Origin of the sequence: Ruminococcus bromii (genome assembly GCF_928721825.1) — a bacterium.
In the GTDB taxonomy this organism is placed as follows: Bacteria; Bacillota; Clostridia; order Oscillospirales; family Acutalibacteraceae; genus Ruminococcoides; species Ruminococcoides bromii.
Window position 1 is genome coordinate 1,258,994 of the sequence record NZ_CAKMVP010000003.1, and the last position, 13,597, is coordinate 1,272,590.

A 13,597-nucleotide genomic window follows, 5' to 3' on the forward strand; every position below is an offset into this window, starting at 1 on the left:
TCAATAGCCACGAAGTGCGTCAAGCGAATCATCGGACATAATCCAATCGTTCACATCAATTTCCGTAAAATCGGTTTTATCATTTCTGACAATAACCTTGTCAATACCTGCGTTGATAACCATACGCTTGCACATTGCACACGAAGATGTGTTCTGAACATACTCGCCGTTTGGCATCTCCTTGCCGACAAGATAAAGCGTTGCGCCAATCATCTGTTCTCTTGAAGCGTGGATAATAGCGTTTGCCTCGGCATGAACGCTTCTGCAAAGTTCGTAACGCTCACCACGGGGAATGTTGCGTTCCTGACGGATACAAAATCCCAAATCACAGCAATTTTTTCTGCCTCTCGGAGCGCCTGTATAGCCTGTTGAAACAATCTGGTCGTTGTTCACGATAATCGCACCAAAATTTCTGCGCAGGCAAGTTCCCCTTTCAAGCACAGTTTCGGCAATGTCAAGATAATAATTAATTTTGTCAATTCTGTCCATATAAAAACACCGTCCGTTATCATAATTTCAAATTCGGTCAAGTATATTTTAGAGTAGTCGAAAGCAGTATCAGCCTTTGAGCTTTTCAACACAATCTCTGCATACATATTTTCCGCCGAATGCAATCAGATTATCAAGAGTATTGCAAAAAACGCACTTGCTCTCTGCCTTTTTTATCGTAACGCACTCATCGTCAGCCTCAATGTGAAGAATGTCACCCGGCTTAATGTTGAGGTGGTTGCGGATATCCTTTGATATTACAATTCTGCCTGCTTTATCAATTTCCCTAAAGTTTGTATAAATCATTTTAATTCACCATAATCCCTATTTTTTAATTCACCATAATCCCTATTTTTACCTATACTACCATTTTTCGGGATTTTTGTCAACGATTTTATTAAATAATTTGATTACAAAAATGACAATATTGTACATTTTGTCGTTAATTGCAGCAAAAGGAGTAAAAATGCTGAATTATATCTGGAGCGGACTCATTGCCGTGAGCGTATTGTGTGCGTTGTTTATGGGCAACACCGCCGACATTTCAAACGCACTCATCGAAAGCGGAGCGTCATCAATACAGCTTATTCTCACAATGGCAGGCATAATCTGCCTTTGGTCGGGAATTATGAAAATCGCAGTCGAAAGCGGTTTGACAAACATTTTTGCAAAAATCTTTGCACCGTTGCTCCGTCCGCTTTTTCCGAGGCTTGATAAAAAAAGTGACGCCTTTCAAAGCATCACCATGAATATCAGTGCAAATCTGCTCGGACTCGGCAATGCCGCGACACCTTTCGGGCTAAAAGCAATGGAACAGCTGCACACGCTCAATGACCGCCGTGACATTGCGAGCAACGAAATGGTTGTTTTTGTAGTTATGAACACAGCGTCACTCCAGCTGTTACCAACAACGCTTGCCGCACTCCGCCAATCCTACGGAAGCTCTGCGCCTTTTGAAATTATCGTTCCCGTCTGGATAAGCTCTGCGTGTGCGTTGACGGTGGCATTGCTGATTGCCTGTACGCTGAATATCAGGCAAGGTAAAATTTGAGAAATGTGGTGAGCAAATGGAATTTGTAATGCCGGCATTTGCGTGTATTGTTGTGGTATTCGGGCTGATAAAAAAAGTTCCCGTATTCGATGTATTCATCTCGGGTGCAAAAGAGGGAGTAAAACTTCTGTACAACATTGCCCCTACAATTATGGGACTTGTGTTTGCCGTTGACCTTTTGCAGTCAAGCGGAGCAATTGACGCAATATGCGCACTGATTCAGCCGACAGCGGAATTTTTGGGGTTTCCGAAAGAAATCGTTCCGCTCGTACTCCTCCGCCCTGTTTCGGGAAGCGGTTCAACCGCACTCCTCACAGCCCTTTACAAAACCTGCGGACCCGACAGCTTTGCAGGAAGAACCGCATCCGTACTCGCAGGTTCAAGCGAAACAACCTTCTACGCAATCGCAATGTACTTTGGCTGTATCCGTGTCAAAAAAATTCGCCACACCCTCTTTGCCGCCATAACCGCCGACCTAACCGCTGCAATCATGAGTGTTATAACGGTCAGATTGTGGTTTAATATGTAATATAAAAATAAGTTTTTGATTTATTTTCTTTTCTGCGGCTTTTTTATCATGCCGGTTACGGGCTTCAGGGTCTTTGACTTGTAATAATGTTCTATAATGCGAGCGCGAAAGCAGCACATCTGATTGTCTACATACTATGTAGATAATTTCAGGAAAGGGGGCTGTGAAAAAATAAAGTTTAAGACTTCATTCTTCGCAGCTCCACACAGTCACCTTCCTCGCGGAAGGTGACATAAACTTGGCTATAAAGTAGACGCTACTATCACATTTCAATCCACACCTTAATAAACTTTTACACACGGCACAAGATACTGTATCGGCAACATCTGCGCCTCGTCAAAAATAATTACGCTGTCGGAAATATTATGCAATTTTCTGCTTTTTGAGGGCTTGTTGCTGAATAAGGATTCAAAAAACTGAACCGCAGTCGTCACTATAACCGGAGCGTCCCAGTTTTCGCAGGCAAGTTGTTGTCTTTGAACCGTTTCTGACGAAGTTTTTTTAGGATCAAAAGTAACATTGGAATGGTGTTCAACAACATTTTCTGCGCCGAGTGCGTCCTTAAAAACGGCGGCATTTTGCTCAATAATGCTCGTGTAAGGAATTACATAAATCACACGCTTTCGCTTGTGCTTGTCCTGAACCGCATAATTCAGTGCAAAAGCAAGCGAAGATATCGTCTTTCCGCCGCCTGTAGGGACTGTAAGTGACAAAAGATTTTCGTCGCTGTCTTTGGCGGCTATACATTGCTTTTGAATTTCAGAACGAAGTATATTCAGTTCTTTTGTAGGTGTTCCCCATTTGGCAGTATAAGCGTTAAGTCTTTCAAGCAAAACAGGGATATCATCATATCCTCCACGGCTAACCGTATCGTCAAGCATAAAACGCTCAGTGCATATAAAATCCGAGTCAACAAGGCAGGAAAACAGCATATGTATCAAAAACGCATTTTTAAATTCATCGGTTTTTAAGACTTCGGGAACAATTTGCTTTTCAAAATCAGGCTGTTCGGTTTCCCACGCAGAATAATTTTCAATGCTTTTGTCATTTACTTTTCCGAGAAATGTACCGGAGTCAGGCATATCACAACTGCTTCCAAAATCAGGCAATCCTCCGTGATGACCCGAAATGCAAAACGCTGTCATAACCAATTTATGTTTACATGCGGTTATTGCACCTGCCGTTGAATGATTTACGGTAATATTTTCGCCGTTGATACGCCTTTGAAATTTTTCGCTGTATTTGCCTATATCGTGAAGTTTACCCATTTCATAAGCAATTTTTTCATAACCAAAACTTTTTGCAAATTCAGCCGCCATTTCGGCAGTTTGATTCAGATGATCAATCAACAATTCTTCTTTTCCGTCCGTATCATTTCGTTTATGTGCCAAATATCGCAAAAGCATCACTCCCAAAGATAATTATAACACTATTATATCACTTATTTGGTTATTTTCAATAGTATTTACGGTTATTTTTGAATACTATTAGTATGTATTTAGGTTTTATAATAAATTTTTTAGTGCTTACAAATCAAACTTATGTGTGTTTAATTATTGTTGTAATGCATTTTTAACCTTCTTCCGTTACCTTTCCGTTTTTTGGGGGTATCCCAAATATTGAAATTGAGCCGCATTAACAAAGGGCGGATATCGCAAAATACGGTATCCGCCCTTTTCTATATTAAAACATCCTCAGCAATAAGCCGAATGGGGTCTTAGTCAGCGTGCTTTATCAGCAGCCGCAACCACAGCTGTTGTTGTCACAACCGCAGCCGCCGTTATTTCCGCCGCAGCAGCAGAGAACGATGATAAGAAGAATAATCCATGAGCAGCAGCCGTTGCCGTTACCAAAGTTACACATACGCTTACCTCCTTTCGTTTACACTACATATTATTGCAAAAGGAGAAATGTGTGACATCAAAAAATGACGGCTGCGAAAATCTTCGTAACCGTCATCAACTGTAATGATTTAATTAAACATTGAACCTGAAAAGAACGACATCGCCGTCTTTCATAACATAGTCCTTGCCCTCACTGCGGACAAGACCTTTTTCTTTTGCGGCTGTCATACTTCCGCAGGCGATAAGGTCGTCATATGCGATAACCTCGGCTCTGATAAATCCACGCTCAAAATCCGAGTGAATTTTGCCCGCTGCCTGAGGTGCTTTTGTTCCTTTTTTGATTGTCCATGCACGAACCTCCTGTTTGCCTGCCGTAAGGTAGGAGATAAGTCCGAGAAGTGCATAACATTCCTTGATAAGTCTGTCAAGACCGCTTTCTTCAAGTCCCATATCGGCAAGGAACATTTCCTTTTCTTCCTTGTCCATCTCAACGATTTCTTCCTCAATCTGAGCGCAGATTGGAAGAACGCCGGCGTGCTCCTCGGCGGCAATCTTCTGAACAGCCTTGTAGCCCTCGTTTGAGTCGATGCCGTTTGAGAAATCCTCGTCACTCATATTTGCGGCATAGATAACAGGCTTGTTTGTGAGAAGCGCAACCTCTGAAAGAATTGCTTTTTCGTCATCGTCACATTCAACACTTCTCGCGGGTTTGCCCTCGTTGAGTGCGTCAAGAACTCTTTCAAAAAGGTCGATGTCTTTCTGATACTTTTTATCGCCCTTGAGCATTTTCTTTGTCTTGTCAATTCTGCGTTCGAGCATTTCAACATCGGAGAGAATAAGCTCAAGATTGATTGTTTCAATGTCACGGGCAGGGTTGATGTTGCCTTCAACATGGATAATGTCGTCGTTTTCAAAGCAACGAACAACATGAACGATAGCGTCACATTCACGGATGTTTGAAAGGAACTTGTTGCCGAGTCCCTCGCCCTTTGACGCACCCTTTACAAGACCTGCGATATCTACAAATTCAATTGACGCAGGAGTATATTTGTCAGGATCATACATTTCCGCAAGTTTATCAAGTCTTTTGTCCGGAACTGCAACAACACCGATATTCGGTTCAATTGTGCAGAAAGGATAGTTTGCACTCTGAGCACCTGCGTCTGTAATTGCGTTAAAAAGAGTACTTTTGCCGACATTTGGAAGTCCGACGATTCCGAGTTTCATTTATTTTCACCTCAAATAATATTCGGGCAATGCTTGCCTATTTTCACTGAATATTGTATTATTATATCGTATGGATACTTACTCTGTCAATTCACAGACGAGTAATGCACACTTTGTTAAGTATATCACATAAAATTGCTTTAAACAATAAGAAAGGAAATTTTTATGAGCGAAATAAATACATATTCTGTAACAATTAAGGTTGAAGAAGAAAATCTTGCCGTTTCAATGGGCAGCGGCAGTCTTTGTGTGCTTGCAACTCCTTGCGTTGTGGCTCTTATGGAAAATGCCGCCGCAGCTCTTGCAGACAAGGTTCTTGACAACGAAGAACTTACAACTGTCGGCACGATGATTTCAATTGAGCACACAAGCCCCACTCCTCTCGGTGCTGAGGTTACGGCAACAGCCGTTCTCAAAAGCGTTGACGGCAGAATGTTTAATTTTGAAGTTTTTGCCGAAGATAAAAAGGGTGAAATTGCAAGAGGCACTCACACAAGAGTAAGCGTAAAATCAGAAAAATTTCAGATGAAGGCGGACAGCAAGTTTGATGAATAAGTACAAATATTATCTGTTTGACCTTGACGGCACAATCAGCGAGAGCGCATTGGGCATAAGAGAGTCACTTGAAAACGCAATTAAAAGTATGGGCAAGCCGTTGCCGAATCTTGACGATTACACATTGTATATCGGACCGCCGCTGCTCGATACATTCCGCAATATCTGCCGTTTCAATGAGGAAGAATCGGCAAGAGGCGTTGAAATTTATCGTGAATACTACAACACCAAGGGCAAGCTTGTGAACAAGCTTTATGACGGCATTGACAGGGTTCTTGCAGAGCTTAAAAACAGCGGTGCAAAGCTTGCCGTGTGTTCGTCAAAGTATGAAAAGTTTGCCGAAGAAATTACAGAACTTCTCGGTGTGCATGATATGTTTGACGCGATCTGCGGTTCAACACTTGACGGCAGCAGAAAAGATAAAAAAGACCTCATTCCGTATGCAGTTGAAAGATTAGGCGGCAGTCTTGAAAATGACAGAAAAGATACCGTTATGATTGGCGACACTTGGTTTGACACAAAGGGTGCAAGACTTTGCGGTGTTGATTTTGTCGGTGTTGAATACGGCTACGGCGACCTTGAAAGTATGAAAAAAGAGGGCGGCAGGGTGTTTGTGAAAACAACGGCTGAACTCTTGGATGTTCTTACAAAGTAAATAATTTGAAATCGGACAAACGGAATTATCCGAAGATTTTTCGCATACATTTTATCAGAGAATAAAATGTGCGGAGGATTTATAATGTTCGTTTTTAATTTAAAAATTAAGGCTAAAAAAACAGTAATTTTGGCGGCGGTGCTGTCCGTAACAGCGGCAATAATATGTACAGCCGTCACGGTTGCAATAAATTCACGGTTGCCCGATACAGCCGTGAGTGATAAAACAGGGGAGTATTCTCTTGTGCTTAATGACGGTGAGGAGAAAAAATTCCTTGAACAGTTCGGAATTGAAACCGCCGATGCAAAGCCTGAGAAACGCTCGGTTGTAATTCCGTCGGATTTTAATGAATATTACGAGGAATACAACGAACTTCAGAAGAAATTCGGACTTGACCTCGGAAAATTCAAGGGCAAAGAGGTTACGGAGATTACCGTTCCCCTGGAAAAGCCAAAGGATAACAATGCCGTTTTGCTTGTTTACAAAAACAGGGTAATCGGCGGACACATTACAAACGGAGAATACGGCAGTAAAAATCTGCCGCTTGTTGAATAAGATGGAAAGACTTGATAAGCTTATTTCGTCACAAAGAGCCGACGGCAGAAAAGAGGTTCAAAAGCTGATTAAAAGCGGTGCGGTTCTTGTGAACGGAAAAATCTGCAAAAAGCCTGATACAAAGGTTGACCCCGACAAGGATGAAATTGTTGTGGACGGACAGGCTTTGAATTACAGCAAATACACATATATAATGATGAACAAACCTGCGGGAGTTGTTTCGGCAACCGAGGACAGGCAGTTTAAAACTGTTATTGACATTATCCCCGAGGATATGAAACGAAAGGGACTTTTCCCCGTCGGCAGACTTGACCGTGATACGGAGGGACTGCTTCTTATTACAGATGACGGTGACTTTGCGCACAGCATAACCTCGCCTAAAAAGCATGTGGACAAGAAATATATTGCAAAGCTTGACGGAGAAATCACAGAAGATACCGTAAAGGCTTTTTCTGACGGAATTGAGTTCTCTGACGGTACGAAGTGCCGCAGTGCCGTGCTTGAATGTGACGAAAATGATAAAAAAACAGGAATTGTCACAATTTGTGAGGGTAAATATCATCAGGTTAAAAAAATGTTTTTGTGTTGTGGATTAAAAGTTGTGCATCTTCAACGAATTTCAATAGGCGGTTTGTATCTTGATAGCAATTTGCACATAGGTGAGTGTAAATTGTTGACGGATTTGGATAAAAAGTCGGTCTTTATCGGCAATATACACTAAAAAATGCATCTGAATTTTATCCTGTGTCAGTTTTAAATAAAATAATGCATATATCTTTGGTCAATTTCGGTATGGTCAAATTGTGCGAAAAGTGGTATATTATTGTAGTAATAAAGCTAAGGACTTTATAGTTATCGACTAATTGGAGGTTTATACACAATGGCAAATGTTTCATTAAGACATGTTTACAAGATTTATGACGGCGGTGTAACTGCTGTTACAGACTTCAACCTTGAGATTGCCGACAAAGAATTTATCATTCTCGTTGGTCCTTCAGGCTGCGGTAAATCAACAACTCTCAGAATGATTGCAGGACTTGAGGATATTTCAAAGGGTGAGCTTTATATCGGCGATACACTCGCAAACGATGTTGCACCTAAGGACAGAGATATTGCGATGGTATTCCAGAACTATGCTCTTTATCCTCATATGACAGTATATGATAATATGGCATTCGGTCTTAAACTCCGTAAGTTCCCTAAGGAAGATATTAAGAGAAGAGTTGAAGAGGCTGCAAGAATCCTCGGTATCGAGCAGTATCTTGACAGAAAGCCAAAGGCTCTTTCAGGCGGTCAGAGACAGCGTGTTGCTCTCGGCCGTGCTATCGTTCGTAACCCGAAGGTATTCCTTCTTGACGAACCGCTTTCAAACCTTGACGCTAAGCTCCGTGCTCAGATGAGAACAGAGATTTCAAAAATTTATCAGCGTCTCGGCACAACATTTATCTATGTAACCCATGACCAGACAGAGGCTATGACAATGGGTACAAGAATTGTTGTTATGAAAGACGGTTTCATTCAGCAGGTTGATACTCCTCAGCATCTTTATGATATGCCTTGCAATATGTTTGTTGCCGGATTTATCGGTTCACCTCAGATGAACTTCATCAACGCTGTTCTCTCTAAGAACGGCGGCAAGTACACTCTTGATTTTGACAAGTATCACGTTCCTGTTCCCGAGTCAAAGGTCAATGCTGACCTCGACAACTATGTTGGCAAGGAAGTTGTTTTCGGTATCCGTCCTGAGCATGTTCACGATGAGCCTGAAGAAATTGCTAAGGCTGAGTGCCTTCTCAAAGCCAATGTTGATGTTACCGAGCTTATGGGCGCTGAGATTTATCTCTATGTAAACATCAACGGTACACCTATTACAGCTCGTGTTGAACCGACTTCAACAGCTAAGCCGGGCGACGACATTGAGATTGCTTTCGACCTCAGCAAACTCCATATCTTTGATAAGGACACTGAGAAGACAATCACAAACTGATTATAATTTAATTTGTATTTCACGGCGGAGCGTTATGCTCCGCCGTTTCGGCTTTTTAGGCAATTCTATTTTAACGGATTTTGGCAAAATATGCTCTGCTTTTTTACTTTTTATTTACAGGCTCTTTTTCTGCTCCAACTTTTATTATAGAGCCTTATTGTATAGCCTTTTTAAATTCGTTTTACTGTGACGAATGAACAATTTTTCGTATTTTGTCACAAAATCAACACAATGTTGTGATATATTAAAAAAGTAATAAAGTTATGTAACAATTGTTTAATTTTGCTTTCAAAACTGTAACTTGTTGCTGATTATGCAAATTCTCTAAAAAAATTCAAGAAAAATTGTAAATAGAGGTTGATTTTTTTCTCGTTTTTGTGTAATATGTATATGAGACAGATTGTATTTTATTGAACTCTTTTACAATCACAATATATAACTGCGGAGAAAACGAGGTAAAAATTTATGTCAAACAGATTATTTCAAGGTATTGTACACCAGATGAAAGACGCAATCGACAGAACGATTGGCGTAATTGACGAGACTTCGGTTGTTATTGCCTGCTCCGAGCTTGGAAAAATCGGCGAGGTAAACGAGAGCGTTAATTCCGAAACACTCAGCTCGACAGCACCGTTTGTTGTGAACGGCTATACATACAGATCTTTCGGCAGCAATGCAAAGTATGATTATGCAGTGTTTGTTCAGGGTACCGATGAGTATGCTCAGAAGTATGCTCAGCTTTTGTCGGTTTCCTTTGCAAGCATCAAGCAGTATTATGACGAAAAGTATGATCGTTCAAACTTTATTAAGAATGTTATTCTTGATAACATTCTTCCGGGTGACATTTACCTTAAAGCAAGAGAGCTTCACTTTAACAGCGAGGTTTCCCGTGTTTGCCTGCTTATTAAAATTGTTTCTAAAACAGATGTTTCCGCTTATGATATAATTCAGAACCTTTTTCCGGACAAGTCAAAGGACTTTGTTATCAACATTAACGAGGTTGAAATTGCACTTGTTAAGGAAATCAAGCCTGACACAGAGAGCCGTGACCTTGAAAAGTTGGCAAGCTCGATTTCAGACACACTTTCGAGCGAGTTCTACACGCATTGCGTTGTCGGTATCGGTACAACGGTTACAGGCATCAAGGATCTTGCAAGAAGCTTTAAGGAGGCTCAGTCGGCGCTTGAGGTTGCAAAGGTATTTGACACTGACCGTACAATCGTAAGCTATGATAACCTCGGCATTGCCCGTCTTATCTATCAGCTTCCCACAACCTTATGCGAGATGTTCCTCAAGGAAGTTTTCAAGAGAGGTTCAATTGAAAGCCTTGATCAGGAAACTCTCTTTACAATTCAGAGATTTTTTGAAAACAACCTCAATGTTTCCGAAACATCAAGAAAGCTCTTCGTACACAGAAATACTCTTGTGTACAGACTTGAAAAAATTAAAAAGCTCACAGGTCTTGACCTTCGTGAGTTTGAGGATGCAATTGTGTTCAAGGTAGCTCTTATGGTTAAGAAATACCTCAACGCAAGTCCTACAAAATACTGATTTAGTTAAAGTGTGCCCGAGCATAGTGCGTTCGCTGTGCTCTGGGCGTTTTGACTTTTTATGAGTATTTGTACAATAACTACAAAACAAAGGTGACTTTATGATTGATTTTATAAATGTGTCTAAAACATACCCTAACGGCACTCATGCTCTCTACGGTATTACGCTGAGTATTGATAAGGGCGAGTTTGTATTTATTGTCGGTGCATCGGGCGCAGGCAAGAGTACATTTCTTAAACTCATTATGCATGAGGAGACTCCGACATCGGGCAAAATCGTTATCAACGACACTGATGTTACAAAGCTGAGAAGGAGCAAGGTTCCTTATATGCGCCGTCATATGGGCATTGTTTTTCAGGATTTCAGACTTATTGACAAGATGAATGTTTTCGACAATGTTGCGTTTGCGATGCGTGCTGTCGGAAAACCTTCGGCAGTAATTAAAAAGCGTGTTCCGTATGTGCTTGAGCTTGTCGGTCTTAAAGATAAGATGAAAAACAGACCGAGTGAACTCTCGGGCGGTGAGCAACAGCGTGTAAGCCTTGCAAGAGCACTTGTGAATAATCCCGAAATTATTATTGCCGATGAGCCGACAGGTAATGTTGACCCCGAGATGTCACACGAAATCATTGAGCTTCTCAATGAAATTAACGCAACAGGCACAACCGTTATTGTTGTAACGCATGAACATGACCTTGTTCGTGAGTTTGACAGACGAGTTGTTGTTCTTGACCACGGAAAAATTAAGAGCGACACCAAGGATTTGTTTGTTAAAGATGACTATACTGACGATTACGGTGATGACAGCGGTGAAGAAGAAAATACACCGGATTATCCCGATAATGCAGTGGTTGTTCCGGAATAATGCGTTTGCGCAAATAGGATTTTGAAAGGATTTTTGATATGACCGGATTTGGTTATTTGGCAAAAGAAGGTTTCAAAAATGTGTGGAACAACCGTATTATGAGTATCGCTTCCGTCTGCGTACTTATAAGCTGTCTTGTTCTCACAGGTGCGGCGGCACTTTTTTCATTGAATGTTGACAAGGTTGTTGAATCTGTCGGCAAGTCAAATGAAACCTCTGTATACATTAAAGACGGATATTCACAGCTTGAGGCTGTTTATGTAGGAAAAGCAATTGAAAAGCTTGACAATGTTGAGTCTGCAACCTTCCTTTCAAAGGAAGATGCGATAAAGCAGTATAAATCAACCCTTGGCGACGACCTTTTTGCCGAGATGAAAGGCAGAAACAAACTTCCTGATTCATTTATTGTAGTGATGAAGGATTTGTCAAAGTACGATGAAACTATTGCACAAATCAAGAAAATTGACGGTGTTGACAGTTTCAGCAGTCACCGTGAACTTGCCAAAAAGCTTACGGACATCAGCAATCTTGTCAATATGATTTGTATTGCGGTTGTTTGTGCGCTGACAATCATTTCAATCTTCATCATTGCCAACACAATTCGTGCGACAATGTACTCACGAAGATTTGAAATCAGCATTATGAAATCGGTTGGCGCAACGAATTCGTTTGTCCGCTGGCCTTTCCTTATTGAAGGTATGATAATCGGACTTATTTCCGCAATTCTTTCAACAGGTGCAATTGCAATTCTCTATGAAACTGCACAGGCTCTTGTTTATCAGATTGTTCCGATTGATTTCATTCCGATTAACAATGTCATCTGGATTACAGGCGGCTTGTTTGCAGTTGCGGGTGTTGTTATCGGCTTCTTCGGCAGCTTTATCTCAATAAGAAAATACCTTAAAATGGAAGGTAACGAAATACTCGGTTGGTAATCCCGACAGAAATCTTAAAGGAGGAGATTACAATGAACAAATTAAAAAGAATTTTATGTGCAATGCTCTGCGTATGTATGATTTCAATTCCTATGGCAATTCCGACTGTTGTTTCTGCTGAGGACAGCATCTCAGACCTTGAACAACAGCTTCAGCAGCTTGAACAGGAAAATCAGAAGTATCAGAAGATTCTTGATGATACAAAGTCTGACATCGCAGAAAAGGAAGAATACAAGAGCGCCCTTGTAAGCAAGGTTCAGGTTCTTGATGAAAAAATTGCAGTAACCCGTGAGAAAATTTCAAGCCTTAACGATGATATTAAGGAAAAGCAGGACGCTTATGACAAGGGACTTTCGGAAGTTGAGGATCAGTTTGACGCACTTGCAAACAGACTCAGAATTCTCTATATGTCGGGCAACGCAACAGACCTTGAAATCATTTTCGGTGCAAAGGATTTTTCTGACCTTATTGATAAGATGGAGCTTGTAAAGAGCCTTGCAAACAGCGACAAGGAGCTTATCAGCGAAATCCAGACAAAGCTGGACGAGCTCAGCACCCAGAAGGAATCCCTTGAGGCCGACAAGAAAGACCTTGAAACTCAGCAGTCGTCATTGAAGTCGGATCAGGACGAGTTTAATAAACTCATTTCAGATAATGACGAGATTCTTAAAAATCTGTACGCATCAAATTCCAAGGCGCAAAATTCTCTTGAAAGTGCGGCTTTGAAGAGTGATGAGATTGAATCCAAAATCAGCGAGTACTATGCCGCTCAGAAGGCGGCTGCGGAACAGGCTGCTCAGGCTTCACAGAGTTCAAGCTCAAGCAGTTCATCAAGCAGCTCTTCAAGCAGTTCATCAAGCGGCTCAAGCGGTTCGGGTTCATCAAGCTCAGGTTCATCATCTGTAATTGTTCCGTCGGGTTCGGGCTTTGCATGGCCTACACCGGGCTTTGTAAGCCTTTCATCAGAATGGTTTGAGGACAGAGAAGTTTATAACCACGGCGGAATTGATATTGCCGGCGCAGGCATTATGGGAACTCCTGTTGTTGCGGCTGCCGACGGTACTGTTATCGCAACCAACAGCAGTTGTACACACAACTGGGGCAAGAGCTACAGCTGCGGCTGTGGCGGCGGTTATGGTAACTATGTAATGATCAGCCACGCGGGCGGTAAGATGACAGTTTACGGTCACCTTACAAGTCTTACAGTAAGTACAGGTCAGTCTGTTTCAAGAGGACAGATTATCGGCTATGTCGGTTCAACAGGTAACTCAACAGGACCTCACCTCCACTACGAATGCCGTCTTAACGGTGTAAGATACAACCCGATGTCTGAGTATCCGTACATGTGATAATT

General features: G+C 41.6%; 16 protein-coding genes. 11 read left to right on the forward strand and 5 right to left on the reverse strand.

Annotated elements, in window-relative coordinates; all coding sequences use genetic code 11:
- Together QDI94_RS06360 and QDI94_RS06365 are read right to left on the reverse strand one after the other, a co-directional pair.
- Positions 1-489, reverse strand: coding sequence for a deoxycytidylate deaminase (locus tag QDI94_RS06360; RefSeq protein WP_278867967.1), 489 nt, complete (start codon positions 487-489; stop codon positions 1-3).
- 69 nt (positions 490-558) lie between these two features.
- Positions 559-795 carry an AbrB/MazE/SpoVT family DNA-binding domain-containing protein gene (locus QDI94_RS06365; protein ID WP_015522781.1) on the reverse strand — a complete coding sequence of 79 codons (237 nt, stop codon included), beginning with the start codon at positions 793-795 and terminating at the stop codon, positions 559-561.
- Between the two features lie 160 nt (positions 796-955).
- On the opposite strand from QDI94_RS06365, the gene QDI94_RS06370 reads away from it, so the two are divergent.
- Complete coding sequence (locus tag QDI94_RS06370; protein WP_015522782.1) at positions 956-1,540, forward strand: nucleoside recognition domain-containing protein; 585 nt, start codon at positions 956-958, stop codon at positions 1,538-1,540.
- A gap of 16 nt (positions 1,541-1,556) precedes the next feature.
- Positions 1,557-2,069 (forward strand): spore maturation protein, encoded by a 513-nt coding sequence (locus tag QDI94_RS06375; RefSeq protein ID WP_015522783.1) that lies wholly within the window; start codon positions 1,557-1,559, stop codon positions 2,067-2,069.
- 281 nt (positions 2,070-2,350) lie between these two features.
- Here QDI94_RS06375 and QDI94_RS06380 read toward each other — a convergent pair whose 3' ends face one another.
- The 3 genes from QDI94_RS06380 to ychF all read right to left on the reverse strand — a co-directional run bounded on the left by QDI94_RS06380 (position 2,351) and on the right by ychF (position 5,140).
- Positions 2,351-3,469 (reverse strand): CRISPR-associated endonuclease Cas3'', encoded by a 1,119-nt coding sequence (locus QDI94_RS06380; RefSeq protein WP_278867969.1) that lies wholly within the window; start codon positions 3,467-3,469, stop codon positions 2,351-2,353.
- 334 nt (positions 3,470-3,803) lie between these two features.
- Positions 3,804-3,932 carry a hypothetical protein gene (locus QDI94_RS06385; protein WP_015522801.1) on the reverse strand — a complete coding sequence of 43 codons (129 nt, stop codon included), beginning with the start codon at positions 3,930-3,932 and terminating at the stop codon, positions 3,804-3,806.
- A gap of 113 nt (positions 3,933-4,045) precedes the next feature.
- A complete protein-coding gene (gene ychF, locus QDI94_RS06390; protein ID WP_117847126.1) occupies positions 4,046-5,140 on the reverse strand; it encodes a redox-regulated ATPase YchF in 1,095 nt (364 codons plus the stop codon).
- A 165-nt stretch (positions 5,141-5,305) separates the two neighbouring features.
- Between ychF and QDI94_RS06395 the strand changes: the two genes are divergently transcribed.
- From QDI94_RS06395 to QDI94_RS06435, 9 genes are all read left to right on the forward strand, one after another.
- Positions 5,306-5,695 (forward strand): thioesterase family protein, encoded by a 390-nt coding sequence (locus tag QDI94_RS06395; RefSeq protein WP_117524045.1) that lies wholly within the window; start codon positions 5,306-5,308, stop codon positions 5,693-5,695.
- Positions 5,688-6,350 carry an HAD hydrolase-like protein gene (locus tag QDI94_RS06400; protein WP_278866338.1) on the forward strand — a complete coding sequence of 221 codons (663 nt, stop codon included), beginning with the start codon at positions 5,688-5,690 and terminating at the stop codon, positions 6,348-6,350. The genes QDI94_RS06395 and QDI94_RS06400 overlap by 8 nt, the downstream gene beginning before the upstream one ends.
- Positions 6,351-6,434: 84 nt before the next feature.
- Positions 6,435-6,905 (forward strand): DUF4830 domain-containing protein, encoded by a 471-nt coding sequence (locus QDI94_RS06405; RefSeq protein ID WP_278866337.1) that lies wholly within the window; start codon positions 6,435-6,437, stop codon positions 6,903-6,905.
- A 1-nt stretch (position 6,906) separates the two neighbouring features.
- Positions 6,907-7,626: a pseudouridine synthase gene (locus QDI94_RS06410; protein ID WP_278866335.1), complete on the forward strand. Its 720-nt coding sequence runs from the start codon at positions 6,907-6,909 to the stop codon at positions 7,624-7,626.
- A 159-nt stretch (positions 7,627-7,785) separates the two neighbouring features.
- Positions 7,786-8,892, forward strand: a complete 1,107-nt coding sequence (locus tag QDI94_RS06415) for an ABC transporter ATP-binding protein (RefSeq protein WP_278419716.1) — start codon at positions 7,786-7,788, stop codon at positions 8,890-8,892.
- Between the two features lie 465 nt (positions 8,893-9,357).
- Complete coding sequence (locus QDI94_RS06420) at positions 9,358-10,443, forward strand: PucR family transcriptional regulator (protein ID WP_101028968.1); 1,086 nt, start codon at positions 9,358-9,360, stop codon at positions 10,441-10,443.
- 100 nt (positions 10,444-10,543) lie between these two features.
- On the forward strand, positions 10,544-11,308 hold the full coding sequence (gene ftsE / locus QDI94_RS06425) for a cell division ATP-binding protein FtsE (protein ID WP_101069779.1): 765 nt from the start codon (positions 10,544-10,546) through the stop codon (positions 11,306-11,308).
- Between the two features lie 56 nt (positions 11,309-11,364).
- Positions 11,365-12,243 carry a permease-like cell division protein FtsX gene (gene ftsX, locus QDI94_RS06430; protein ID WP_278866332.1) on the forward strand — a complete coding sequence of 293 codons (879 nt, stop codon included), beginning with the start codon at positions 11,365-11,367 and terminating at the stop codon, positions 12,241-12,243.
- A gap of 32 nt (positions 12,244-12,275) precedes the next feature.
- The gene (locus tag QDI94_RS06435) at positions 12,276-13,592 is read left to right on the forward strand and encodes a murein hydrolase activator EnvC family protein (protein ID WP_278866330.1); all 1,317 of its coding nucleotides are present in this window, start codon (positions 12,276-12,278) and stop codon (positions 13,590-13,592) included.
- Positions 13,593-13,597 lie beyond the last annotated feature (5 nt).

What these genes read in the sequence shown, in the direction of transcription:
- QDI94_RS06375 (WP_015522783.1), top strand. Translation starts at nt 1,557, where the DNA reads ATGGAATTTGTAATGCCGGCATTTGCGTGTATTGTTGTGGTATTCGGG.
- QDI94_RS06405 (WP_278866337.1), top strand. Translation starts at nt 6,435, where the DNA reads ATGTTCGTTTTTAATTTAAAAATTAAGGCTAAAAAAACAGTAATTTTG.
- QDI94_RS06360 (WP_278867967.1), bottom strand. Translation starts at nt 489, where the DNA reads ATGGACAGAATTGACAAAATTAATTATTATCTTGACATTGCCGAAACT.
- QDI94_RS06370 (WP_015522782.1), top strand. Translation starts at nt 956, where the DNA reads ATGCTGAATTATATCTGGAGCGGACTCATTGCCGTGAGCGTATTGTGT.
- QDI94_RS06410 (WP_278866335.1), top strand. Translation starts at nt 6,907, where the DNA reads ATGGAAAGACTTGATAAGCTTATTTCGTCACAAAGAGCCGACGGCAGA.
- QDI94_RS06395 (WP_117524045.1), top strand. Translation starts at nt 5,306, where the DNA reads ATGAGCGAAATAAATACATATTCTGTAACAATTAAGGTTGAAGAAGAA.
- ftsE (WP_101069779.1), top strand. Translation starts at nt 10,544, where the DNA reads ATGATTGATTTTATAAATGTGTCTAAAACATACCCTAACGGCACTCAT.
- QDI94_RS06435 (WP_278866330.1), top strand. Translation starts at nt 12,276, where the DNA reads ATGAACAAATTAAAAAGAATTTTATGTGCAATGCTCTGCGTATGTATG.
- QDI94_RS06365 (WP_015522781.1), bottom strand. Translation starts at nt 795, where the DNA reads ATGATTTATACAAACTTTAGGGAAATTGATAAAGCAGGCAGAATTGTA.
- QDI94_RS06415 (WP_278419716.1), top strand. Translation starts at nt 7,786, where the DNA reads ATGGCAAATGTTTCATTAAGACATGTTTACAAGATTTATGACGGCGGT.
- ychF (WP_117847126.1), bottom strand. Translation starts at nt 5,140, where the DNA reads ATGAAACTCGGAATCGTCGGACTTCCAAATGTCGGCAAAAGTACTCTT.
- QDI94_RS06385 (WP_015522801.1), bottom strand. Translation starts at nt 3,932, where the DNA reads ATGTGTAACTTTGGTAACGGCAACGGCTGCTGCTCATGGATTATTCTT.
- QDI94_RS06400 (WP_278866338.1), top strand. Translation starts at nt 5,688, where the DNA reads ATGAATAAGTACAAATATTATCTGTTTGACCTTGACGGCACAATCAGC.
- QDI94_RS06420 (WP_101028968.1), top strand. Translation starts at nt 9,358, where the DNA reads ATGTCAAACAGATTATTTCAAGGTATTGTACACCAGATGAAAGACGCA.